The sequence below is a fragment of the Paenibacillus sp. BR1-192 genome, from assembly GCF_029542445.1.
GTDB lineage: Bacteria > Bacillota > Bacilli > Paenibacillales > Paenibacillaceae > Paenibacillus_AQ > Paenibacillus_AQ lautus_A.
Window position 1 is genome coordinate 6591110 of the sequence record NZ_CP120718.1, and the last position, 25141, is coordinate 6616250.

15 protein-coding genes and 1 pseudogene are annotated in these 25141 nt (G+C 47.9%); all 16 read right to left on the bottom strand.

The genetic code is table 11. From position 1 onward, the window contains the following. Window positions 1-835: 835 nt before the first annotated feature. Window positions 836-2736 (bottom strand): annotated as a pseudogene (locus tag P0X86_RS30350) (helicase-related protein). Between the two features lie 580 nt (window positions 2737-3316). Next, window positions 3317-3739, bottom strand: coding sequence for a hypothetical protein (locus tag P0X86_RS30355; RefSeq protein ID WP_015737728.1), 423 nt, complete (start codon window positions 3737-3739; stop codon window positions 3317-3319). Window positions 3740-4416: 677 nt separating this feature from the next. After that, window positions 4417-5139 (bottom strand): response regulator, encoded by a 723-nt coding sequence (locus P0X86_RS30360; protein WP_009594205.1) that lies wholly within the window; start codon window positions 5137-5139, stop codon window positions 4417-4419. A gap of 4 nt (window positions 5140-5143) precedes the next feature. Further along, window positions 5144-6298 carry a sensor histidine kinase gene (locus tag P0X86_RS30365; RefSeq protein ID WP_009594214.1) on the bottom strand — a complete coding sequence of 385 codons (1155 nt, stop codon included), beginning with the start codon at window positions 6296-6298 and terminating at the stop codon, window positions 5144-5146. Window positions 6299-6343: 45 nt separating this feature from the next. After that, on the bottom strand, window positions 6344-9046 hold the full coding sequence (locus P0X86_RS30370) for a phosphodiester glycosidase family protein (protein WP_277747216.1): 2703 nt from the start codon (window positions 9044-9046) through the stop codon (window positions 6344-6346). 449 nt (window positions 9047-9495) lie between these two features. Next, a complete protein-coding gene (gene metK, locus P0X86_RS30375; protein WP_009594211.1) occupies window positions 9496-10701 on the bottom strand; it encodes a methionine adenosyltransferase in 1206 nt (401 codons plus the stop codon). A gap of 226 nt (window positions 10702-10927) precedes the next feature. Continuing rightward, window positions 10928-11215 (bottom strand): alpha/beta-type small acid-soluble spore protein, encoded by a 288-nt coding sequence (locus tag P0X86_RS30380; RefSeq protein WP_015737730.1) that lies wholly within the window; start codon window positions 11213-11215, stop codon window positions 10928-10930. A gap of 177 nt (window positions 11216-11392) precedes the next feature. Next, the gene (locus P0X86_RS30385; RefSeq protein WP_277749102.1) at window positions 11393-11890 is read right to left on the bottom strand and encodes a hypothetical protein; all 498 of its coding nucleotides are present in this window, start codon (window positions 11888-11890) and stop codon (window positions 11393-11395) included. A 72-nt stretch (window positions 11891-11962) separates the two neighbouring features. Further along, window positions 11963-14965, bottom strand: coding sequence for an Ig-like domain-containing domain (locus P0X86_RS30390; RefSeq protein WP_277747217.1), 3003 nt, complete (start codon window positions 14963-14965; stop codon window positions 11963-11965). Window positions 14966-15333: 368 nt separating this feature from the next. After that, a complete protein-coding gene (locus tag P0X86_RS30395; protein ID WP_009594240.1) occupies window positions 15334-15678 on the bottom strand; it encodes a hypothetical protein in 345 nt (114 codons plus the stop codon). Window positions 15679-15840: 162 nt separating this feature from the next. Further along, window positions 15841-17835: an S-layer homology domain-containing protein gene (locus tag P0X86_RS33215; protein ID WP_347177564.1), complete on the bottom strand. Its 1995-nt coding sequence runs from the start codon at window positions 17833-17835 to the stop codon at window positions 15841-15843. Next, window positions 17760-19721 (bottom strand): hypothetical protein, encoded by a 1962-nt coding sequence (locus P0X86_RS30405; RefSeq protein ID WP_277747218.1) that lies wholly within the window; start codon window positions 19719-19721, stop codon window positions 17760-17762. Before P0X86_RS30405 ends, P0X86_RS33215 begins: the two co-directional genes overlap by 76 nt. Before the next feature lie 160 nt (window positions 19722-19881). After that, on the bottom strand, window positions 19882-21006 hold the full coding sequence (locus P0X86_RS30410; protein WP_009594254.1) for a glycosyltransferase family 4 protein: 1125 nt from the start codon (window positions 21004-21006) through the stop codon (window positions 19882-19884). Between the two features lie 114 nt (window positions 21007-21120). Further along, a complete protein-coding gene (locus P0X86_RS30415; RefSeq protein ID WP_277747219.1) occupies window positions 21121-21879 on the bottom strand; it encodes a WecB/TagA/CpsF family glycosyltransferase in 759 nt (252 codons plus the stop codon). Between the two features lie 5 nt (window positions 21880-21884). Next, window positions 21885-23123 (bottom strand): polysaccharide pyruvyl transferase CsaB, encoded by a 1239-nt coding sequence (gene csaB / locus P0X86_RS30420; RefSeq protein ID WP_277747220.1) that lies wholly within the window; start codon window positions 23121-23123, stop codon window positions 21885-21887. Continuing rightward, window positions 23099-25117 carry a DUF5693 family protein gene (locus tag P0X86_RS30425; protein WP_277747221.1) on the bottom strand — a complete coding sequence of 673 codons (2019 nt, stop codon included), beginning with the start codon at window positions 25115-25117 and terminating at the stop codon, window positions 23099-23101. Before P0X86_RS30425 ends, csaB begins: the two co-directional genes overlap by 25 nt. Between the last annotated feature and the right edge of the window lie 24 nt (window positions 25118-25141).

Consider the following 25141-nt stretch of genomic DNA (forward strand, 5'->3'; position numbering starts at 1 on the left):
ATACTGGGCCAGCCACTCCCTCATCTGCGCGTCATAGGTTACCGCACTCCGATTCAAAACAAAGCTCCGATCGTTCACGCCTAATCGAGTACAGTCGGGACAACCGATTCCCCGCCCGCATCGCAAGCATCGGGGTTTGTTGATCCATGGAATCTGCCGATAACAGGCATGGCATATCCCCGGAAGTTCCTGGTTACATGAGCCTATTTTTCCGCAAGCGAGGCAGATCTCGTCCATCGGTTTTAGCAAACGATGCATGTGCCCGAAGAGTTGACTTAAGACGTTGGATATCAAATACAAACCTTCCTTTCTTGGTTAGATTGAAAAAAGAATGCCGCTCTGCGGATAAAAGACTACAGAGTGGACAAACAGTAGGTACATATCGCCATTGCGGCCACTGATACAACCTTTTATTTCGCTTATTATTGAATGAGTTAAATGATTCAGGATTAATATTTACTTGCGCTTTGACCGCGAACTCTCGATTCGGATGAAACCGCAGTTTACTAAATCCCCATGCACAGGAGCTGTTGAAGCTCTCGATCCATTACCATGTCCCCAACAGTCATCTTCGGTCATCTATTATCCTCGTTATGTAAGGATGGTTTGGAGTTATAAGAATCAAAGAACTATGAGAGACACTGGGGATCTAACAGAATCTAAGAAATCCAATAGACTATAAGCATCTATGGAAGACTGCGAGTATCTATGAGAGATGAGAGTGTATGGGAGCAAAAAGTATCTAAGTGAATCTATTAGATTCCATAAGGCCATGAGATTACATCAGGAGGACGAGAACTCTAATTAACGCTCATACGCTGGCTCACAGTCCCCCTTATTTACCCGACAATTCTTGAACTTGTCGTAAATATCCGCCCTTACCAGCGATTCGATTCATCGCCTTGATTTGCCGAACTGCCGAGCTTTGGCACCTGGTCCATTGCGGCGCAGCAAACACTACCCTACCTGCCGGATCATCCTTGGATCGGCCCGCACGACCGGCCATCTGAATCAAGGCTGCTTCATCAAAAAGCTCGCTATCTGCATCCAAAATGAAAACATCACTCTTGGCAACCGTTACCCCACGTTCAAGAATGGTCGTTGTCACCAGCAAGCGAATCTCGCGGTTTCGGAAGGCCATCACTTTGCCCGCCCGCTCCGGGTCGATGGATGAAGTCCCTTCAATCGGCATATGGGCAATCGCCTTGCGGAGCAGTTCCAGAATAGGATCAATATGCTTGATCCGGGAAACGAACAGGAACACTTGAGCTCCGCGTCTCAGAGAGGCACTCAGGCTGCGAACCAGGAGTGGGGAAAGCTTTTTTTCTTGTAGGCAGCGGCTCACCGCAAACATTTTCAGTTTCTGAGGAACGGGTAACGGATGGCCATGGAAGCGTGCGGGAACTTTCGCATGTGGCAATCGGCCAGCAGCTGCTTCGCGCTGTAGAGGCGTTGGCGGGGTAGCCGACAGATAGATATATTTCCCCCCGGTTTGCAAGCACCCTTGGCCGCGTAATCCAGCATCGGATCATTATGATAGGGGAATGCATCAATCTCATCGATCACGATCAAATCAAAAGCTCCCCTGAATCGCAGCAGCTGATGCGTCGTTGCCAGCGTGATGCTCCCCCGCTTCCAACGCTCCGGACTTCCGCCATATAACGTGACCACCGTCTCTTGGGGAAATGCCTTGGATAACCGAGGTGCCAACTCCAGCACCACATCCCGCCTTGGCGCGGCGACCAAGACGCGCCCGTCCGCATCCAAAATGGACTGCAGCAGCGGAAAGATCATTTCGGTCTTTCCGGCACCGGTCACCGCCCAGATGAGAAACCGGGCGGCAGCTCCCGCGGAGCCCCCTGCGGGCGGCTCCGCCAAAAACCGCAGCGCAGCGCCAGCGGCGGCGCTTTGCGCTGCGCTAAGCCCCCACCGGCCCAAGGCCGCGGTGGGGGAACCCCCGGCCGTGCCCCGCACGGCCGACCCTGCTGTGCCATGCAGCAGCAGGGCACAAGCGCGGCTGCGCCCCATCGCGAGGCAAGCCTCGCAATAGGCGCAAGCCGCCGAGCCGCACGCGGCGCATGCCGTGCGGCTCCTGGCCTCGCTGCCGCAGCGCCGGCAGCGTAGGGCCATGGCCCGACGGCGGAGCCAGCCGGGCCCTCTGCGCGGGGCGGGCTGTGCCAGCCCCGCTTCCAAGCGCAGGCGGCCCAGCAGGACGCCGAGCTGGGCCGCGGCGCGCCAGTCGCCGGTGCCCACGGCAACCTCCCCCAACAATGCTTCGACCTCGCCAGCAAGCAAGGCTCGTCCGGCCATGCACTCGATCAGCAGCTCCGCCTGCTGCACCAGTGCGTCCCAGTCCACTAGCACGGCTCCCTTTTCGATCAGGGAACTTAGATAAGTCCCATCCAACAGTTGAGTTTCCTGCAACAAGGCGCTCCATTTGGACCTACTGCTCTCCGGCTCTTGCAGTAAAAACGGGCTTAATGCCCGATACATATATCTCAGCCAATCCGGCCTCTCCCATCGATCCATGTCTGGAACCGGCTGAAATTTCGCTTGGATTTCTACAGCCCATCCCAGTGGTGCTCGAGAGGACAGCAGCACCAAAAACGGTGTACCAGCCCTTTCATCTGCCTTTCTCATTCTTCCATACCACCATTGAAGATCCGCCCTCATATCCAGCGAGAGATAGCAATTCCATTTCTCTGCTTCTCGAATGGCATATATGGCAATCTGCATGACATCAACTCCAATATTGAGACGTATAAACAGCTCAAAAGATCATGTATGGGTACTGGAACTTGGTAGTTCACAACATGCTTCAGTTGCTTTTCAAATCCTTGTTCAAAAAATTTGGTGGATCTAATACCAGTCGGGGAAGCATTGAATGAAAGATTCAATAGAACTCCGTGAATAACTATTAATTATGCTCCTTTCTCGAATACCTATCTTCCTCATCTTCAACAACTCAAACCCTTTAGCCGATCCTGCTAATAGAAGATAGAATCTCAAGCCAGAGTTTGAGTTAGTTTCAAATCAATATAGATGCACAATCGTCCTGATCTAACTGCAGTGACTTCCATTTCCTATTTGTTTCTCACCTCAACGCTCAGATCACCCAAACCAAAACACCTCCCTTTCACAACGCCTTTTGTCGAATACTGTCACAGCTACGATTTATTAGCATCTGATCTCTACATCTTCCACCCCAATACGCCAATAAACGCAAAAAGCACACCCCTCTCTATACGCTCGGAGTGTGCTTCACGCCTTCAACAATATGAGTATCATCCCGGGAACCCAAACAACTTGCCGATGTTTATCCCTGTACATATGGAATCTGAACAGCCTCCATCGGGTTTCTCAGATCGACTCGTATAACTTCGTCTTCATTCGGATCGACATCCGTTTCTTGTGATGCCGGATCACCGGATCTCCAAGTCCCGTATACCAGTTCAATTCCGGACAAATGAGTCAATCTCTTGACAATCTTTAACGTATCATCATACGACTGGTCATCAAGGACGGTGACGCGCACGCGCGTCCCGCTCAGCAGGGCATACCAGGAAAGGGCTCTCAAATACCATTCCACCTGCCGCTCATGGTTGGACGTGATCAGCACATAATGCCTGCGCCGCCCCGTGCCTTCACTAGCTCTTCGGAGATGACGGGCATGCACGATATGAACCAGAGCAACAGCGATCCCGTACACCGCGAGTATCCACAGCAATTGGGCAACCATGAGACTCACCTCCTTCTCTTATCAACAATATATGCTGATCAGGAAAGGACGGTGACAGTTATGTAACCGGTGCCCACACGGAACTTGTCGGGAACGGCTTTTTTGCCAGAAAAACATCTACCGTAATTACTTCACAGTCACTAGACCGCAGTTAAGTGGTTGTTTTTCTTGCGATATCCGTATTCCCCTGCTTCGGTGCTAGTACGAGATGATATCTTAACAAAAGCACCTATCGAGGTTGCTTCACAGAGCCAGACCGCTTAGCGGATGTTTTCTTGCGATATCAGAATGCTCCTGGCTTTTTGAACCTGTACGGTTCGATATCTTGTTACCGTCTAATCGATTGTACCCTCACAGAAGAGACAGACCACGGCTCATGGGTTGTTTCCCCCGGTTTTTCAGGATACCCTTGCCTCGAGACTTTTAGGGTCTGATATCTACACCAAGACGTTTATCTACATTCCCTCATACAAGATAGGCCGCCGTTCTTGCGATACCAATAAAGCCCTGGCACTGTATTGAAAAAAAAGGCAGCGGTATAAGCAGTTATTTATTATGTATGCTTGTTAGCGAAAGGGTTAAGCCATGCTGTAACCCCCCAATGATCATAACAAAAAGGAACCGCCCTTGGCAGTTCCCTCCCTATGTAAGACGCGTCCGTGCATTCGGATCGGCGATTACAACGTCACCCAGCCATATTTGATCGAGTTGATAACCGCTTGCGTACGGTCGTCCACTTCCATCTTCTGCAGGATGCTGCTGACGTGGTTTTTTACAGTTTTTTCACTAATGAACAGGTATTCCCCAATCATCTTGTTGCTCTTGCCTTCGGCCATTAGTCTAAGCACTTCCGCTTCGCGCCTTGTCAATGGGTTGTTCTCGCCTGCCACAAACTTGACTCCAGCTTCACGCGAACCGCTCTCCGCCATCGCGCCTGCTTCGTTTACATACGTCATCCGGCGGAGCTGGTGGATCAGCTTGCCCGTTACTTTCGGATGGATAAATGCATATCCCTCATGTACCGAACGAATCGCATTAATCAGTGACTCGGCTTCCATATCCTTCAGGAGGTAACCGTTCGCTCCCTTACGGAGCGTTTCAAACACATAACTTTCGTCGTCATGAATCGACAGGATAATAACTTTGATCTCAGGAAACATTTCACGTAGTTTCTCGGTCGCTTGAACGCCGTTTTCGGTCGGCATGTTGATGTCCATCAGCACGATATCCGGCTTCACTTCGTTGCAGAACTCCAGCACTTGAATGCCGTCGCCGCATTCGCCGATCACGTCAATGTCGTCCTCCATATTCAGTATGCGTTTCAGACCCTCCCTAAACAGCTGGTGGTCATCCGCTAATAATACTTTGATAATCGTGTTCTCTTTCTCCAAATGTTCCATCCGATTACTCCTTTCTCTTTTCTACGTTCGTCGGGATATGAATCACGATCTTAGTTCCTTGATTCTCGGCTGAATCGATCTCCATTCTCCCTTCGAGCAGCTCAACCCTCTCCCGCATGCCAATTAACCCAAAGTGGTCCTTGCTTTTCTGCTCCAGCAAATCGACATTGAATCCCAGGCCATTGTCCTGTACCACGATTTTGACCAATTGCGCCTGGTACGTGATTTCAACAAGCACATAAGTCGGGTAAGCATGTTTTGCAGCATTCGAAAGTGCTTCCTGCACCAACCGGTAGATGGCCGCCTCCATCGCAGAAGAGAGACGATGCTCTTTCCCCCGTGTCTCGAAGATCGTGCGGATTTTCGATTTCTCTTCATAATCATGCACATATTTACGCAGTGTGGGGATTAATCCTAGATCATCGAGTGCCATTGGACGCAGATTGAAGATAACTTTTCGCATTTCCTCCAGGCTCGAACGCACCTGGCCCTTCAAATCTACTATTTCGTCCTGCACCATCTTAAATTCCTGCTTTGCAAGCATTCTTTCTACAATTTCCGTCCTAAGAACCAGATTCGCCAGCAATTGCGCAGGTCCATCATGAATCTCTCTGGATATGCGCTTCCGTTCCTCTTCCTGCGCCAGAATAATTTTGAGTCCAATGACCTGCCTGTTCTTCGCAGATTCGATGATTCGGGATACCTGGCCCAGCTCGCCGGACAAGTATTCCAACACCACGCCCATCTGAGATCCGATCGATTCTGCGCGCTCCACCGAGTTCTCGACATTGCGAACCCGCTTTTGCAGCTCATCTCGTCTAGCCTTCAGATACATTTCCTTCTCCCGGTAGATCATGAGGTCAAGCTGAAGCTGCGTTGCTTTCTCATACGCCTGCTTGATGTCCTCTTCCTTGTACCGGACGAAATCCCGGCTGACCTCGGTCAGCCGGATCCGGGATCGGCGGTAGTTCAGCTCCAGCTGATCCACCTTCTCTAAGGTTTCCGTCGTTTCTTTTAATGTCCGCTGCAGTTCATGATTGAGAGACGCGAGCTCCTGCCGCGACGCCTCCAATATTTCGAACATTTGGTATTTGCTGTCCTCCATCACTTTGATGGCATTTTTTATGACACGGTCGATGGCATCGGCTTGATAATCCACGCACTCTACTCCATTTCTAACGTTTCATATACATATCATACCATATCATGATTCGATCGTAACGGTCTTCGTGTTCTTGTCCCATTTTACTTTAAGGCCTAATTGCTCGGAAACGAGACGAAGAGGGACCAAAGTCCTACCGCCTTGAACCATAGGTGCCACAGCCGCCGAACTGCGTTTACCGTTGAGGATGAATTCCTTTTTGCCTACCGTCAATTCCATGAGCATGCCGCCTCTCAGAACGCCTACCCGCTGCGCGGATTGGTTCCAGGTCGCTTGCCCGCCGAAGGCGTCGAGCACATGCTTAATCGGAACATAGGTCGTTCCGTTTTTCAGGATTGGCGCGGAATCGATTGCCACTTTCGAACCATTCAGCATGAGCGATTTTTGCCCAATGGTCATGACCGCTTTTCCGGTTGGAAGTCCTTCATTTCCTGACAGGGACGGCATCGTGAAGCGAATATCGTCAAAAGACACAGCCCCAGTCAATGCACGCTCGTCCTGGCCCTCTTCCACGTTCACGACATACAGCCGCTTCATCTGAGCCGGGAACGCAATGTTATATCCGCTCAAATCGATGCTCAGCGTCTTCCAACCGCTCCAATCAATCGCCTTAGCCAGATCGACGTACACGGTTTTCCCGTTATTGTCCTTGAGCTCCGCACGCAGCCAGTTCAGGCTGTTATCTCCCTCCACATCAATTGCCATGGACGTAGCCTGTGCAGGAATCCTCTTGCCTGTCGTGCCATTCAGCTCGGCATAAGCGTACATTTTTTGCCCCAGCCCGCCTGTCATATCATAGGTTAGGTTCAATACTTTGGAGGTTGCCTTTGTTCCGCTGCCATTTTGGATCGCTGCCGTTCCGGTAACTGCAGGCACGTTGGTCGTGAACTTCACCGGGTAATTTACATTCTCGAAGTTCTCCCACGTGCTCTCGCCTGCTGCCGACAAAATAACGACCGTGCTAAATCCGTCATATCGTGCGATGGCATAACCGACTTTCGTATTGCTGTTCACGGAGGATACGTTCAGGCGGCCGTCTTTGACGCTGCCTTTGAATCCGATAAACTCCCATTTCAGCGCACTGCTTGGAACCTCCAAGCTTTGGCCGTTGCTCGTTACGGCGGTTACCGGTACGGAAACGCTCGTTCCAGCCTGCAGCGGTGCACTGGAAACGCCTGTAGTCAAGGCAACGAGATCATCCGCACCCAGCACCTTGACCTGCATCGTCGCTTTGGTGCTGCCGCTTACCGCCGTCAGGGTCGATGTGCCCGGCTTCGTCGCTTTTATGCTTTGGCCGTTAACCGCAAGGTTGCCATTGCTGGATTTCCAGGTCGGTTTAATCGAGCCAGCCTCAATGGGATTATAGTAGGTGTCGTAGCCTTTGAGTTGATATGTTCCGATCTGCCCGATCAGCAGTGTATTGCTGCCGCTTACCTTCAAGCCCTTCAAGCTGCCTTTAGGCGCCGTGGAGAACACGCCGAGTGCATTAACGATGCTTCGCTGCGTCGTCCCGTACTCCGTGTTGAAGGTCAGCTGGGTATTCATCTCGGCTAATGGACGGTTGACCATCGTGGTCGATCCGCCGCCGTCGAGGTTCATTCCCTTCCATACGCCAACCTTCGTCATGAAATCCTGTAGCTGCTGCAGCGTCATGCCTTTGCTGTTATCGTTGCTCTCCGTGGCGATCAGGTAGGCGTAACGTCCGTCTTTGGAGTAACCCACCGCCGTACGCGCACGATTGCCTCCCAGATCATTCACGTTTCTTGAAAAGGACGTCGCTTTGCCGTTATCCACCAGGATCGTATGGCCGCCAATCATCATCTGCAGATTCGTAGGATCCAGCTTTTGACCGGTCTTTTTCGATACGAGCGCATAATCCGCTTCTAACCTCTGGCCTACGGCCAGGTTGTTCTTCACGAACTCGGCTGCGGCGCCATGCGTACGAAGAATGTAGCTTCCTTCCGGAACTGCCGAAGGTATTCCGGCCATCACCGAAATATCCGTAATAACTCCGTCGGTCACCATCACTTCGGTCGGTGTGCTAGAGCTGTTTTTCGGACGCTCGAGAGCCTTCCATGCACTTGTGTATATATAAGCTGCGTTCACATGGCTATAGTTCGATCCGGTTCCCTCCGGCGTGTATGCGGTTTTGTTCATGCCTGCCAGCGGGAATGTCGTTCCGTTCTCGGCGGTAATGCTTCCCGAAAAAGCAAACTCGTCCAGGATCGGCTTTCCGTCATTCGTTACGGCAAAAGCATACATGCCTTTAAGATCCGAAGGCGACGACATCAAAAGACCATTCGAGACCTGAGCGCCCATCGGGGCTCCTTCTCTGCCGGTGTTAAAGAAATCCCCGTTGATCGCTGCTACTGCACCATTTTCCTTCGCCATTCCGCCCGTGCTTTGTCTTGTTGTAAATTGATTGCCTTGCCCTGTCATGACATCCAGCTTCACATATTTGTTGTTGAGATCCACCCGGATGACATTCGCCAGCGATTTCGCGCCGGCACTGTTGGTATACTGATACTTCATCAAAACCGCGCCGGACGTAATGATTTCCTCACCCAGCTTCTTCGCTGATGTGGTTGCCGCGTATGCTACCGGGGAAGTTGATAGATTTCCTATCACCGGTATTCCGCTGCTCAGCACAGGGCCCACCCAGATAACCCCGGCCAATGTGATAATCAACCATTTCTTGCCCACGCCTGATTTTGCAGACTTCAGTGTTTTCCCCTGACTAACCATGTAATCGTAACTCTCCCATCTCTCGTTCAACACGGATGCCGAACATATAAAGTCTCTATTTAATAGACTTCATTTTTGAGGAAAAGTTACGAATTTGTTATAAAAAAAACACTTTCGCGTATCGTACACCAAGTCTTAGCAAAATTGTAGCGGCATTTTTTAGGAGCCTATGTAAATCAATCCTATGTTACTATATTTTCATCTAACAGTAACTAGTTTGTCATAAAGTATATTCCTATATTACCATTTATTAATCAAGAAAAGCCGACGCTTATAATAGGCATCGGCTTTGTAATTATTGCATTTTTGTCATAAACTTAAATTCATCTCCAGTTTCATCACTACATCTTGAAAGGATTTATAGCACAAAAAGGCATGTGCCTTTTTCAAAAGAAAAATGGAATGGCACATGCCTAAACTTTATATCCGGAACATATCTTAAAAATACCTTAGTTTACGCCAGCTTGTTCTTTCAGCGCTTCGGCTTTGTCAACGCGTTCCCAAGGCAGATCCAGGTCAGTACGTCCAAAATGTCCGTACGCCGCCGTTTGCTTGTAGATCGGACGACGAAGATCCAGCATGCGGATGATTCCAGCCGGACGCAGGTCAAAGTTGTTGCGCACAAGCTCAACCAGCTTCTCTTCGCTTACTTTACCTGTACCATATGTGTCGACACTGATCGACACTGGGTTAGCGACACCGATGGCGTAAGCCAATTGGATTTCGCACTTGTCCGCGAGTCCTGCGGCAACCAGGTTCTTAGCTACGTAGCGCGCCGCGTAAGCAGCGGAACGGTCGACTTTTGTAGGATCCTTACCGGAGAATGCACCGCCGCCATGACGAGCGTAGCCGCCATAGGTGTCCACGATGATTTTGCGGCCTGTCAGACCAGCATCGCCTTGAGGACCACCGATGACGAAACGGCCGGTAGGGTTGATGAAGTATTTAGTTTCTGCGTCCAGCAATTCAGCCGGTACGACAGGAAGAATGACTTGTTCTTTAATATCCTTTTGAATTTGCTCCAGTGTTGCTTCTTCGGCATGTTGAGTCGATACCACGATCGTATCCACGCGGACCGGCGTATTGCCGTCATACTCGATCGTTACCTGAGTTTTACCGTCCGGACGCAGGTAATCCAGCGTACCGTCTTTACGAACTTCGGACAAACGACGAGCGATACGGTGAGACAATGCAATTGGAAGAGGCATCAATTCTGGCGTCTCGTTGGTTGCAAAACCAAACATCAGACCTTGGTCACCAGCACCGATGTTCTCGGTTTCCTTGTCCACTTGGGAAGGATCACGATTCTCCAGTGCAGCGTTTACCCCCTGTGCAATATCGGCCGATTGCTCATTCAGCGATGTCAGCACCGCGCATGTATTGGAATCAAAACCGTATTTAGCACGGGTATACCCGATTTCCTTCACGGTATTGCGTACGATGGATGGAATATCCACGTATTCAGATTTAGTGCTAATTTCACCAATGACCAAAACAAGACCAGTCGCAACGGAAACTTCACAAGCTACGCGTGCGTTCGGATCGTTAGCCAAAAAAGCATCGAGTACCGCATCAGAAATCTGGTCACAGATTTTATCCGGATGTCCTTCAGTTACGGACTCAGATGTAAATAAACGTCGCCCTGTTAAAGACATGAGATCAACCTCCCATATGAATAGTATGTGATATATCAAGAGGTCCTACACAAAAAATGAACCTTTTCCGACAGGAAAAGGTTTGAAATGTACAATCCTCAACATGCATATTAACTTATTTGTTACCAGGTGTCAATCCAGTTAGTGAGCTGTTTTTCAAGGATTTTCTTGGGTTTTTCAATCGGATGTTATTCAAGAATAAGTTCCATCTTATATCGAAAAATGACTACAGTCTGCCGAAGAGGCTTTGCTCGGCGTTCTGAACCAAACGCTTCGTGATCTCTCCGCCAACGGATCCGTTCTCGCGGGATGTCAGATGCCCCCATCCAGCACGACGGCTGGAGGAACCTCCTCCGATGGCTCCAAGCTCAGAACCGAATTCCGTATCTGCTCCATACGAGCTGCTGCCATATCCCACCGGTAATCCAAACTCTGCTGCGATTTCGTATTTCATTTGCTTCAGCATTTCACGACTCTCCGGAACCACTTGACGATTACGACTGCTGCGTGCCATGAAAATACACCTCCTGTATTGGTTTTTACAGAAGTAGTATGAGTCGATTTCAAAGCACTCACACGTATAAAACGTTGTCACAACTGGCAATAATTATAAGAGGATTATACCTAGTCATCACGTACTTGGTGGAAGAGGCAATATTAACAGGGGGCTAACCGCCCCTAGTTGCTGACACTATTTAATGGTATAACCGCCACGTACCATGACAATCAGATTGCTTGTCTGGCCTTCTTTCACCTGGATACCGCGACCTTCACGCGGGAAGGAAAGCAGATGGTTCTTAGGCGCCGTTTCGCCGTTTAACAGGTCTTTACCATCGGTCAGATCCGCAACGCCGCTAGCGACTTCTGTGTAGATCACAGCATTGCCTGAACGCACGATGAACTCCGTACCTGCATCGGCGATTAGAATCTTGCCTGGCTTCAGCGCCACGTTCTTCACTTCATCGGCACCTTGGAATGGTTGTGTAGGATTGGTTGGGTTGGTATTCCCTCCACCACCTCCATTGAGTGCTTGCTGGATTTGTTGGTCTACGTAGCTTTTGGTGACGACCGGGTCGTCGGTGGTGCCTGGGGTGGTGCCTGCGCCATCGGCGGGGGTGTTGAGATTATTGAAAACCCACATGCAGCCTAATAACATTACTATGATCCCAATTCGTTTTACTGGTTTCATCATTTACCTCCAAGAAAATCTAATAAAAAACCGAATCCTCGGTTGAGGATTCGGTTCATGTAGAAACTAGAATTAGTCGATGTTTTGGTATTGAGCTGCAAGGTTGATTGTTTTCAAAGCGTTCTTGTTCCAGTCAACAACAGCTTTTGCACCAGAGTTAGCAGCGCCATCGAACACTACAGATACTACATCAGTAGCAGCTGGAGTTGTTCCAGCTTTTGGTGTTACATTCAACGTAATTTTGTTCGCGCTATATGCAACAGTGTTAACGACGGCATCATTTCCACCGATTTTAACTGTAAACAGACCTTTAACAAATGCATCTGTTACAGCAGCAGAGTTTGTGCTAACAGTCTCAGTAGTAATGATTTCGATGTCGTAAGTAGCACCAGTTGCAGTTTTAATATGGAAGCCTTCTTCTTTAGCTTCAGGAGCTACCTTGTCAACAACAGTTACTCCGTTGATTTGAGCGATACGAGTACCGAACGAATCTTGGGTAGATGGTGTTTGACCAGTGTAAATTTTGTATCCTTGAAGATCTGCAGGAAGTTTGTTTGCAAAGTTCAATGTCAAAGTTGTTTTATCAGCACTCAAAGTGTAACTAGTTGGATCATAGTAAGTAGAGCCGTTTGCAGTAACGCGGAAGTCAGAAACATTCACATAAGACAATGGACCTGCAAATACGAGTTTAACAGTTTCATTGCTTTCAGCTACGACATCTTCGTTAGCTTTCAGACCAACTGCAGCTAGACCTACCGTTTCAGTGAACACATAGTCACCAGCTGCGTTAGTGATGAATTTGCCATCAACATCCGACACAAGGTTGATAGTAACGTTTGCAGCTGTTACTTTAGGAGCTACAGAGATACGTACAGTGTCAGGAGTGTAGAGGATTACGTTGTCATCGCTGTCCAAATTAACACCGTTCACTTTGTACTTAGCTTTAGCAGTTGCATCACCTACACCGCTAGTTGCAAGTGTTTTGTTAAATTGAACAAAGATGTAAGATTCATTAGAAGTTGTGGAGTCAACTTGCCATACACGTTGAACTCGACCTTCAGACGCTACATTAGAATCAACAGTTGTAGTAAATGGAAGCATTTGATTAGGAACGTAAGCTCTGTCTTTCACACCGGAAACCTCGAGCGTGTATGTTCCGTTATCCAATTTGCTAGCCAAGTCAATTGTTACAGTACGGCTGTTAGCATTGTATACTGGAGCCAATACTGGTTTACCATTGTTGTCCAAACCTACAGCTTTAGCAGGTTTTCCGTCTTTATCTTTCAAGACGTAGTTAGCGCGTGTTTGAGCGGAAGGAGCATCTACATTCTCGCTGAACTCAATAACAAGCTCATGGTTGGTATTGTTCTTTTGTTGTTTCAATTGAGCTTTAACAACGGTTGGACGCTCAGTATCCAAAGTAGGGTTTACTTTTGCATCACGGTTAGCTTTGTTACCGCTGTAATCAGCTACACCTTCGATGTAGATTGTGTTTTCGTTCAGGTTCAATGGGTTAGCAAAAGTCACAGTAACTTTGTTGTCACGCGGCTTGCCAATTGTGCCCGTGTTACCAGTTGTGTTAGCGTAAACTTTATCTACACTCTTAACTGTTTCATTGAACTCGATTGTAATTTCTCTCAGATCATTTGTTTTGATTGAAGCAACAGTTGGAGCCTCAGTGTCTTCTACAACAGTGAAGGTTTTCTCAACTGGAGCAACTTTCAAACCAGAGTAATCTTCAACATTGCTAACAGTAAGTTTATGCTCACCAACTGCAAGTGGAGTGCTTACGATAGCAATGTTAGGGTATTGATATTCAACAGTAGCGCCGATTACCTTACCATCGATACGATAGTTGTTAGTAATAATCGCTCCAGCTTGTTTAACTGGTTCGCTGAATTCAACTTTGAACGCACCGGTACCAAGAGCTACAACTTCTTTCACTTCAGGGATAGCTACATCTACTGGAGTGAATTTGATTGTTTGTTCGAATGTCTTGGATTTGTCTTCGTTCTTAACATTTTTAACAGTCAATTCTGTTTCCACTTGGTTAACAAGTCTGTTGCTGTCTCCAGCATTAAGTAACAATGTTACGGACTTGTTATCGTCAGCTACAACAGCTTCTTCGATATCGAGTTCACCTTTTACAGTGTAGTTATCTTCGTTAGAAGCACTAGCACGGTCTACAGTACCGTCAAATTTAACAACGATCTCTTTCAGGTTGGAAGCAGATACAGAGTCAATCTTAGTAGCTACAGTCACAACCCAAGTTACGTTATGTGTGTACTCGTAGTTGTTATGTGTAAACTTAACGTCTTGTGCTACGTTAGCTTTCAAAGCAGTTTCCAAAGTTACTTTCACAACTTCATTGTTAGCCAGCGTGAACTCAACTACTTTACCTTCTTCAGATACTTTGTAGGAAACTACAGCTGGTTTTTGTTGAGCCAGGTAGATGGAGTAAGCAACGTCAACCAGTTGGGAACGGGAAGCGTTCGCTTTAGGGTTCGCTTTAGCGTCTACCAGACCAGCGTTGATTGCTGCTTGCACATAACCTTTAGCCCAGTCAGAAGCGTTGTTGTTCGTTTCAGTTGGGATTTCGAGTTTTTGTGCAGTAACGAGAACCTTCGCCATTTCTTGAACGGTGATTTTACCGTTGAAGTCGAAGATCATTTTCGTTGTGTTTTTACCTTCCATCAGACCTGCAGCGTAAACTGCTTCTACGTAAGGAGCTGGCCATTTGTCAGCTTTGTAGTTTTTGTCTTTGAAAGATGCTTTGCCTTCGATTGGCTCAAGACCCATGATACCAACCAGGACTTTAGCGAACTCAGCGCGAGTCATTTCTTTGTCCAGGCCAGCAGTTCCGTCTGGATAACCAGTGAAGATCCCTTTTTCTTTCAGTACATCAAATTTCTGTTGAGTGTTGAGTGCGTCGTCACCGAATGCAACAGAAGCAAACATGGAGAATGCCATTGCTGTAGACAGTGCTACGGATAAAATTTTCTTCATAACCTTTTTTTCTCCTCCTTGAATCATCACTTGATTATTTTCTTTAATTTGGTAGCTCTTATCACTCATTTGTCCTGCACCTCCTTTCCCGAGTTGAGCATAAATCATAAATGATGTCTGTGACGATATCACAGAATCTTGTTAACGAGAGAACACTACATACTAGAATAGATTCCTAATCCTACCTAGGTATTATACAACGAGTCCCCAACACCGTAAAGAACATTTTTCTAATTAATAGACAATCTTCTTGCATCGGATAATCTTGGTTACCTCGTTGGGCTCTACATTATAAACGTTTGATTTTCCAAAAAGTTGCGGCAGTTGCAAAGTTTTTTTAAAAAATTTTTTCGAAGTTTCTCTGCTTCTTATAACAGCGCCCCATTTACATATTGCGACAACAAAAAAGACGCCTTATCGGCGTCCTTTGTAGAATGCTAGCGAATCTTCATAGCGAGTTGGATAATCCGCGCGCGCATCTCCGGGTTGCTATGCAGCGTGCTGTACATCTGATCGATCTCCGCTTTATTCGTACGATATGTCTTATCATGTTTAATTGTAGTATGTGACCATTGGATCAACGCATTCTCAGCCGCTGTCATTTCGTTAAATGAATCATGAAAGCCTGTCTCAACAACGAGTCCCTCCATGACTTCCTGAGTTATCTCATCATGAGTGGCACGAGCCAGCTCAATCTTCTTCTCCATCACTTTGGCTTTTTCCTCGAACTTGGTCTTCGCCTTCATGTAGTCGAGCTGCGCTTTTGATAATATCGGCTTCATAAATTCATCTTCACCCTCTAAAAATAGTATGTGCTTCCGCTATTGTAGCGTATTCTACATGAAATTACAAAACAATAGATATTGGTAACTGCTGACTAACTAGGAAAAACAAACTGCTCCTGCCGCAGAATGTTCTACGTCAGGAGCAGTTTCATTCATCCACTAACTCAAATTTTTAGGGAATAAACTTGTACTTTTCTTCAGCAATTCAACGGCGATCTTCCCTGCTTCTGCACGGGTAAGATTTCCTTTCGGATTGAAATTATACAGAGGTTTCTTCTGTCCTTCTACTGTAAATGGACTGCCTTCCATGATTTTCGCCTTTGATACGGCTACAATCGCAGGACGAGCGTAGAAATCTGCTCTTGAGGCGTCTGCAAACGATTTGGAGAGCGTGTCTCCTAGTTTGTTGTCATTTGCTGCTAATTTTAATTGCAAGGCTCGTGCAATCATGACAGCTGCTTGTTCTCTTGTTACTTTTTGTGTTGCGCCGAAATATCCATCACCTAAGCCTTGAATGATTCCGGCTCTTGCAGCCGTCTCAATATGAGCATAGGTCCAAGTTGTTGTTCCAGTACCCGGTTGGATATCAACGAAGGTGGGCTGATTATCATAATTGAGCGGGAGATCCAAGCCTTTAACGAGAAGCATGGCAAATTCTCCTCGAGTTGTTTGGTCATCCGCCCCAAATTCGCTGAAGCGAAGGTTGTTCATGATTCCTTTAGAGTAAAGAGCATTCAGAACATTACGTGCCCACGGATGATTCGTAATATCGCTATATCCAAGACGCATCTTCATTACTTTATAATAACCAAACTGATCAAAGGAAACTGTAATCGTGTTGTTCTTCGTATCGACCTCACCGCCAATATTCTCCCATTGTCCGTTATCTGTGTAGCGGAATACGGTAACCGTTGTCCCAGCCTCATCTACAATGTTACCGTCAAATGACAGGGTCAATTCTCCACGCAGGGAAGGTACAATTTTTCGGTCAGGCGTATACTCTGTGAAGTTTCCTTCTATAGAATAGGGAGCCAAACCATTGGTTCCAGGTTTATAACCATTCTGACCTCGATCATTCTGTTCTCCAACACCACCGTGAACCCAATAAATATTGGATACCAGCGAGAAATTATTTGTATTTGCCGTAGAGTTAAACCGCTGCACCAGATATTCAGGTATGGTTATTGTATTTAATCCTCCCGGTGTCCGATCATCCGTTGTTACATTTATAATATTTCCATAATCGTTGCGTCTCTCTACTACACCGTCTCTTGGATCCGCAATCCCAAATAAAATTTTGTTATCCGGATAGAACTTCGTAACACCAGAACCTGTCATATTCGCTGACTGTAAAACGGTCCCCTTCGGGAATGACAGTTCTAATTTCTTATTAAAGACCGAATACTTGTTCGCGACCTTCTCTGCCATAAACTGCGAATCAACAGTTACCGAAGATGTGTAGTATACATAGACGGATTCCTTAATTGTCCCTCCTGGACGAACAACCTGAATATCGATTTTGTTTGATTTGTTAGCTTTCAGACCAATGTAATCCAGGACAAATCGGTCTTTTAGATCTGTACGCTTTACAGCCGATTCTTTTCCAATCAGAACCTCCGTTGCTCCTTCAGCCTCAATGTCGAATCTCACAAAGTTCTTATTCACAACGATTTGATCACCGACTGAGGGCTGAGGCGCAAGAATTCGATATGGGACTACCTCACGGATAATCTCCAAACGTTGCGTCGTGCGCGCCCCCGTACCATTAATCAATTCCAAGTTATAAACATGACTTCCAGGTTGTTCAAATGGAATATCCTCAATACGGAGAATGAAATCCTTCTCATCTCCAGCAAAACTGTAAGTGTAATCCTTGCCATTATAATTAAATACAGACGATGGAATATGCTCAAATGAATCTCTGGTTTTAATCTCTTTGGTAAAGAACAACTGCGATCCCGAATACACATTCAGTGTGGATGCACCATTACCACGCAATACAAGATCATACTTGTGCTGACTCGTTACATATTTCTCATTATTCCATACAAAATCAGGAGTGACCGAGAAAATCCGATTCATTTTATCATTAGGATATACACCAGGATTTCCCGAATCAAATGGTTCTCTGGTTGAAACAGAAAGGGTTGGCATAAACTTAGAAATGGTTGAAATGTTTGTATCAATGATATAGATTCTAAGTTCCTTGCGAATTTCGCGGGTATTACCTGCGCCATCTGTTGCGGTCCCAGTGAACACAATTCGGTTTTCACCGTAGACGAGTGGCCTGCAGCGTCAATCTGGAAATTCAGATTAAATGTAGCCTTCCCTTGACTGATCGTCAGCCAACTGCCAGGACTGCTTGGATTCGGATCCATATTTAAGCCGTTCACAAACACCTGTGCATTAAAATGGGGGCTATTAATATTCTCAAACCCTATATATTCACCGGTCACATTTAGTGAGTGTGTCAATCGTGAATCAAATGAGTAGGTCTGCCCATCTTGAAGATTCGCAACATAAATGTAGTTTTTCGATACATAAGAAATATCGGCTGTAAAAATGGCTGTTGAGCCAATATAGTTGAAGCCAACTTTCTGTTGTCCATTGGAGAAACCCGTAATGCGATAAACTTCTTCATTAGCTGAGAGTCCCGGCGGTTGTGGGCTCACTCTGGTAATATTCAAAGGATTTGTTCCTAGTGGCAAGTATTTGGCTTCCAGGACACTTGTTGGCGTTTTATCGGCTTTAACTACGATGTAGAAATCCGCCTTTTCGGTCTGGGATCCTTGCAGAGGAATCCGAGTTACTCCGGAAACATTGTCAGATCCATTATAACCAGGAAGCATGTCCATTCCTATAATGACGGTCTCATTAGGCAGGTGTCTGTAATTAACATTGTAAGCCGATGAGAACGTATCATAAGTGACAACTAGATTGACGGATTGACTCCCGGAGGCAACCGTATATGATTGCGTCTTGAATTTGACCAGTCGGTATGCCGGAGTAACTCCATTGGGTCCAGGAATTATAATCTCACTGATTACATCTCCAGTTGATACGGTTACCAGAGGTTGGCCTGCAAGACTATAGGTAGCCTTACCTCCAAAAGCATCAGAATGATACGGCACGAGAATTTCAACCTCTAATGAAGCGTCAGTGGCTGGATTTGTCAGCGTAGGTGTCTTTCCGATTGCAGGGTACTTATTTCCCCCGTGGACCACATCAATGTTTGTAAAAGGTTCATTTTTATCAAAATAGTAAACGCCTCGCGTGATTTTGATCGAATCGGAAGCATTCTGAATAACAAGCTCAATGGTATTCAGCCCAGGTTTAAAATTCAAGGCAGGCGTAAAAAATGTTCCATCATCCAATAGGGAAGACATGAGTGCTGTAGCACCGTTCAATGCTACTGTGACTTGTGTGGCATTCTTTGCGCTCCCCTGAAGGGTACCCGTCTGATTAGTAACAACAACGTGAGTGCCTTCATTCAAGTTAATTGGCGTCGAGCCACTACCCATTAGCTGCAGATTCTCAAGGAAGGGAACTTTGTCATACAAAACATAAAACGTATCCGACCGCTCCACGTTGCCTTGCAAACCGTTAAACGTGATTTTGTTGAAACCAGAGAAGAGCGTCATGTTGCTGGCGGTATATTTATTTGTCGAATTGGTATCAGCTGTTACCGGGGCTGTTATAGCCGTTGTACTGTCAGTTACCCATCGTACGCCCCCTCCTACGACAGGTACAGAGGTTAATTGCTCGATCTTCACCGATAAGGTGTCCTTCGACACATGAGAATACGTTCCCGTGATTGTTAATGCCGGGTTATTTGTCTTATAAACATTCTCCCGTGTAATTTGGGAAGCTCCCGGTTCAGTCGTCAATAAGGCTGTATTTCTAAATTCAACAATATCTGGAATAAAGTAGGTTGCTGCAGACGGTGCCGCATGGGCTGGGCGATCTAAGCCCGTAGGCAACAGAGTACCCAGCATAGCCGACAGCATCAACCACACAATCGATCGTTTCATACGCTGCATATTAGTTCAATCTCTCCCTTGGTATTATTTTTCGTTACCTTGCTTCCATATATATCGGTCCCAGACATTCAATTATTTAGAAAAAAGCACAAAAAAGCCTCACCCTTTTTGGGCGAGGCTGGCATGTCCGTACCGGACTCATAATGAAAAAGAATAAGTTCTATTTGGTGCGGCTTTCGGGATTTGCCTTCATCCGCATCCGGTTAATCAGCCCGAGAATCGGCCGTTTGGTCTTGCCGACCAGTCCGATGACTTCGGCACCGATCTGCATGAAACACATCATGACGCAGATAACCACAAACGTCACCCAGTTCGCTTCATACATGGCAGCCGACGATTGAATGACGGCCAATACGCCGAAAAACGCGGCAATGACGTAAATGATCAACACGGTCTGGCGATGGCTGAATCCAAGCTCGCGCAGGCAGTGATGCAAATGGCCCTTGTCCGGAGCAAAGATCGGTTTCTTCTGGATTTTGCGGCGAATGATCGCGAAGAACGTATCCGACAGCGGAACGCCGATAATGATCAGCGGCGTAATAAAGGATACAATCGCAATCTGCTTAAATCCAAGCAGGGACAGCATGGCCAAACTGAATCCAAGGAATAATGACCCCGTATCCCCCATGAAAATCTTTGCCGGATGGAAGTTGAAAAACAGGAACCCGATAATGCTGCCGAGGAGCAGCAGGCAGAGCAGGGCTACGGTCGTGTTGCCCATCAAGACGGCCATGACCAGGATCGTGCCGATCGCAATGCCGGATACGCCTGCTGCAAGTCCGTCGAGCCCGTCAATCAAATTAATCGCGTTCGTTACGCCGACGATCCAGAAAATCGTAAGCGGAATCGATACCCAGCTCTCCAGCATGGAGTACCGGTCCTGGAACGGTATATTTACAAAGTCCACGGTAATATTAAATCCGAATACAACCACGCAAGCAGCTGCAATCTGAGCCAAAAACTTCACTTTGGCCGAAAGTTCAAATCGATCATCCAAGGCTCCGATCAATACGATCATGGAACCGCCGATCAGAAATGCCTTCATGAAGTTGGCATCACGAGGCGACAGGCTATCCGGCAAAAAAGGAAGAACCGCAATCAGTCCAAGAATAAAAGCCAGATAAATGCCGAGTCCCCCGAGTCGGGGCATGATCCGGGTATGAACCTTGCGGGCGTTAGGAACGTCAACGGCACCAATCTTAACCGCAAACTTCTTTACAAGCGGCGTTAAGAGCAGAGCGAGCGCCAGCGATACGATAAACCCGATGATGTATATCATTAACATGTAATCATTCGACCCCCAATAAAAGTCTACCGGTTGAATTATACTCCCTTCGGGTCCGAAAACCAATGCCAATTTCCGGTGATTTCCCGGATTTTACCCACAGAAATGAGCCATTTAGCTCGATTTCGTTACGTTTTCTTTCTCGCGCAGCACTTTCACTACGAATTTCGGCAGCGCAAGCATTCTTTTGTAACGGGTGGGCTCCTTCAGAAGGCGATAAAACCATTCGAGACGCAGCTTTTGGAACACCTTCGGTGCCCGCTTCAGTTTGCCGGAGATAATATCGAACGATCCCCCGACGCCCATCACGACCGGAACCTGGAGCGACTGTTTATGCTGGGCAATCCAAGGCTCCTGGTTATCCGCACCGCGCGCCACAAACAAAATATCCGGTGAAGCCGCCCGTATCTGTTCGATGACGGCAGCATCTTCATCAGGCCCAAAAAAGCCGTCCCGGCAGCCGCATATAATTGCAGCCGGATATTGCATTTGTAACCTTTCGGCAGCTTCCTGAATCACTTCGGCGGTAGTTCCCAGCAGAAAGAACTTCCATCTATAGGTTTCCCCGACCTTCAACAATTCATGTAAAAGCTCGAAGCCGGTTACGCGTCCCTCCAACGGATCGCCGCCCACACCGGCGGCCCAGACGATTCCGGTGCCGTCCGGAACGATGATTTCAGCGCTTTGCATCATCTCTTTATACTCCGGATTGTTGACGGCCGTCATCACCATGATCGGATTCGCCGTGATCACATGATGGGGCTGCCCCGACTGCACAGCCTCTGTCAGGTATTTCACCGTATCTTTCATGCTTAGCTTGGAAAAAGGAATCTCGAATACCGATACGGTAGGAAATGGATAGGTCTGTTTCATGTTTATCATCCTCTATGGCGTAAATATTGGGCAATATGGCGTGCAGGCATGGCAGCCTCGCGTTTCAGCACGGCAATCTGCTCGCCATGCTCCGCCTTCCATGCCGCTGCATCGTCCAACAGCTTCAGCATCTGATCCTTTAATACGTTCGGGTCAAGAGATTCACTGCTTCCGACAGGCTCGCTGCCAAGCCGCTTCAAGAAGTGGTTGATTTTCGGATCATAAGAAATTCCGAGCAGCGGCACGCTCTGATTCGCGGCATAGATCAGGCTATGCAGGCGCATGCCCAATATCATATCACAACGGCTAACCTCGCGCAGCATGTCCTGCGGCTGCTTCTCATCGCGATAGAAACTCAAGGCAGAGCCATTCTTGGAGATATCGCCCATGGCATCCGCTATAAACTGCGAAGCCTCAATATCATCCGGCTGATGAAAAGGAAGAAAGCGAAGATGCACCGGTCGTTGTCCGGCCAACGCCTTTAAACCTTCCGCTACAGCCTTCAGCTCTTTTCGTTCCGGATGCCAATACCGAACCGAAATGCCGATGACCGGCAGAGAGCCTTTCGTGTCTCCGCTTGATGACGAGGATGGCTTTACGGGTTCTTCGGATGATTCGTGCTGCTCTTCTATAGAAGAAACTAGTGCAGCTTCATTCTCTTTCAACGCTGATCCCGGGTGGGAATCCCGATGGACACCCTCTCCGGCCGGCAGCGGCAACCCCATTACCGGGTCCGGCACGACGTGCACGGCTTCCCCCGATATTCCCATGGACTGAAGCAGTTCGCCCGACTGCATGTCCCGCACCGAGATATACGTGCATTTACGGAAGATCGAGCGAATCATCGGATAAAACAGTTTACGGTTCACCGGGCCAACGCCTTGGGCATAAATAAACGTCGGTTTACCGAGCCACTGCGCGATCTTGAGAACGCCCAGATAATAAGGAATGGTCTTCGGACTGGTAGCATCCTGCAGCAGGCTTCCTCCGCCGCTGATCAAGCCGTCGCTGTCCTTGATCGCCTGTCGAACCTCACCGAGCTTCATCCGATGAACGGATTTAACCCCGTAGGCAGCCGAAGTCCATTCCGGATCAATGGAAAGCACAACGGGGTTGATATCGACCCCCGCTGCCTGTCCTTCCTGCTCTAATGCGGTCAGAATCGATTTCAGCACCGCTTCGTCACCGCTATTTTTAAATCCGTAATATCCGGAAATGACTATTGTCTTAGAAGTGGAGACCATCGTTTCCAGATCCTTTCTGCCACTTGCCATACCAATATCGCGATCAATCCGATGATCAGGCCGAGTCCAAGGCCCAATACGACGCGAATCGCCGAAATATAAAGAGGCGTGTGAATATGCGTGAATGTTCCGACCATCGACAGCTGCCCCATCACGCCGATAATGAGAAGGTATACGGCATGACGATACTTAAATGACAGGAACACGCCGAGTACCATCATCGGATGGGCAAGCAAGAATTCCTTGTTACGCGGACGTACGCCAAACGTATTTTCCAGGAATGTACGGAATGTCATTTCGATCGAAGATACGGACCCTGCATTACCTGTACGGGTGAGATAGTACCAGCCAACAATGGCCACAATCCCTGCTGCGATGACCCATGTCAACGAGATCGGTGCTTTAAGCAGCTTCAGAATTGCGCTGTAAGTCGATCCTCCGCGATATAGAACCACGTAGATCGCAATAAGTCCAATCGGAGCTGCAGCCAGCAAGCTCACGCCACGGAACTGATCCAGCACGAGCATATAGGTCACATTGTTCAATAACGCAACAACGATCGGTACAGCCGCAAGCGACAAAATCGAGGTTTTGACCAGCAATACGATCGAATGGGTCATTCTTCTGCCAGGACTCATGTCCGGAATGCTCTTCTGCGTTTCATTGACTTTGCGAATGGCCAATATGACGGCAACCGTTGGAGCGCTGATCGCGGCAAATAAAGCCAAGGCTTGTTCAAGCAATGTCGGCTTTAGAACATACAATCCGGCGCTGCCCACGAGCCCGATCAGGAAGGCTGCAATCGTCAAGAACGGAATGTAATAGGAAATCATGAGCGAAATCAGCGCGATGGCTCCCACGACCGCCCCAAGCTTGAAGTAACGCTGCAAGGACGAGTCGGTTACCTTAAACGGCTCTGCAGGACCCATGGTGAAGCCATTGTCCTCGATCTGCTTGATGGCTTGGCCCGATCCGGTCAAACTGTCAATCAGATTGTCGAGCGGATGCGTAACGGTAGCCTTGGTCATATCCCGGCTCGGCTCTGCATTCAAATAGAACATCCGAATGTTACGGTCTTTGGTTGCCAGGGCAAAGCGGTCCCCGATAACCTCGGGCTCCAGATTAGCATCCCGCTCGCTTAAGGAATAAATACGGGTTACGTTGTAATCCGTTAAATAGGCAAGTTTCGTAAAGCCTTTTTGCGGACGCTTGATATTCTCAATCGCCACGAGGCCGATCCCATGTTCGTTCAACAGTTGGCCAAAGGAATCCAGGCTTTTCATGTCGGCTTGATCATTAAAACCTCTGGCGGAATCCCCTTCGAACAGAATGCGTTTCACGCCGTTATCCGCGAAGTACGCCATCAGCTTCTCCATGTAAGCCTGATCATACGGAAGGCTGTCCGACAGACGCGGCACAATGTTAAAGCCCTTCTCCCTCAGCATGCTGATCGTAATCGGGTCTGGAGACAACGGTTTAATGACCGCATTGGAACGCGGAGTTTCCAGCACCAATCCGTCCACTGCGCGATCGAACTGCCATGATCTTACCGGAATCCCCAGTCTCGTGAACGTATCTTGAATGATGGGTTTAATTAAAGCTGCGCTTTCCTCGTTCAGGAATGCAACATACGTAAAATTCTCGTTCGGGGAGACCGTCGTACCTGTCAGATCGGCGACCTGCTGCCCGTCATATACCGATATCCGCCGCGATTTCGCCAGCTCGTCCAGCGTGCTTTCATAAATCGCCATACTGATCACGCCAGCTTCTTTCAGGCGATCCAGCTGCTCGGATATAAAATCCTGCGGCTTGGATTGATACACCGCGACATCCAACAAATCCCGATAATCAAACACCAATTCAACGTTCTTTGATGTTGATTCTGTTTGCAGTCGGTCATAACCTACAGGCAGGGCCGCTGCAACGCCAAGAACAACCAGAATCCACAGCCACTTGCGGGCTGCCGTGTTCCAGCGTTTCCATTTCTGAACCACGAAAGTACCTCCTCATCGAACCTG

Coding starts and splice junctions, on each gene's coding strand:
- P0X86_RS30355 (WP_015737728.1), bottom strand. CDS start 3,739: ATGGTTGCCCAATTGCTGTGGATACTCGCGGTGTACGGGATCGCTGTT.
- P0X86_RS30360 (WP_009594205.1), bottom strand. CDS start 5,139: ATGGAACATTTGGAGAAAGAGAACACGATTATCAAAGTATTATTAGCG.
- P0X86_RS30370 (WP_277747216.1), bottom strand. CDS start 9,046: ATGGTTAGTCAGGGGAAAACACTGAAGTCTGCAAAATCAGGCGTGGGC.
- metK (WP_009594211.1), bottom strand. CDS start 10,701: ATGTCTTTAACAGGGCGACGTTTATTTACATCTGAGTCCGTAACTGAA.
- P0X86_RS30380 (WP_015737730.1), bottom strand. CDS start 11,215: ATGGCACGCAGCAGTCGTAATCGTCAAGTGGTTCCGGAGAGTCGTGAA.
- P0X86_RS30385 (WP_277749102.1), bottom strand. CDS start 11,890: ATGAAACCAGTAAAACGAATTGGGATCATAGTAATGTTATTAGGCTGC.
- P0X86_RS30390 (WP_277747217.1), bottom strand. CDS start 14,965: ATGAGTGATAAGAGCTACCAAATTAAAGAAAATAATCAAGTGATGATT.
- P0X86_RS30395 (WP_009594240.1), bottom strand. CDS start 15,678: ATGAAGCCGATATTATCAAAAGCGCAGCTCGACTACATGAAGGCGAAG.
- P0X86_RS33215 (WP_347177564.1), bottom strand. CDS start 17,835: ATGCCAACCCTTTCTGTTTCAACCAGAGAACCATTTGATTCGGGAAAT.
- P0X86_RS30405 (WP_277747218.1), bottom strand. CDS start 19,721: ATGCAGCGTATGAAACGATCGATTGTGTGGTTGATGCTGTCGGCTATG.
- P0X86_RS30410 (WP_009594254.1), bottom strand. CDS start 21,006: ATGTTAATGATATACATCATCGGGTTTATCGTATCGCTGGCGCTCGCT.
- P0X86_RS30415 (WP_277747219.1), bottom strand. CDS start 21,879: ATGAAACAGACCTATCCATTTCCTACCGTATCGGTATTCGAGATTCCT.
- csaB (WP_277747220.1), bottom strand. CDS start 23,123: ATGGTCTCCACTTCTAAGACAATAGTCATTTCCGGATATTACGGATTT.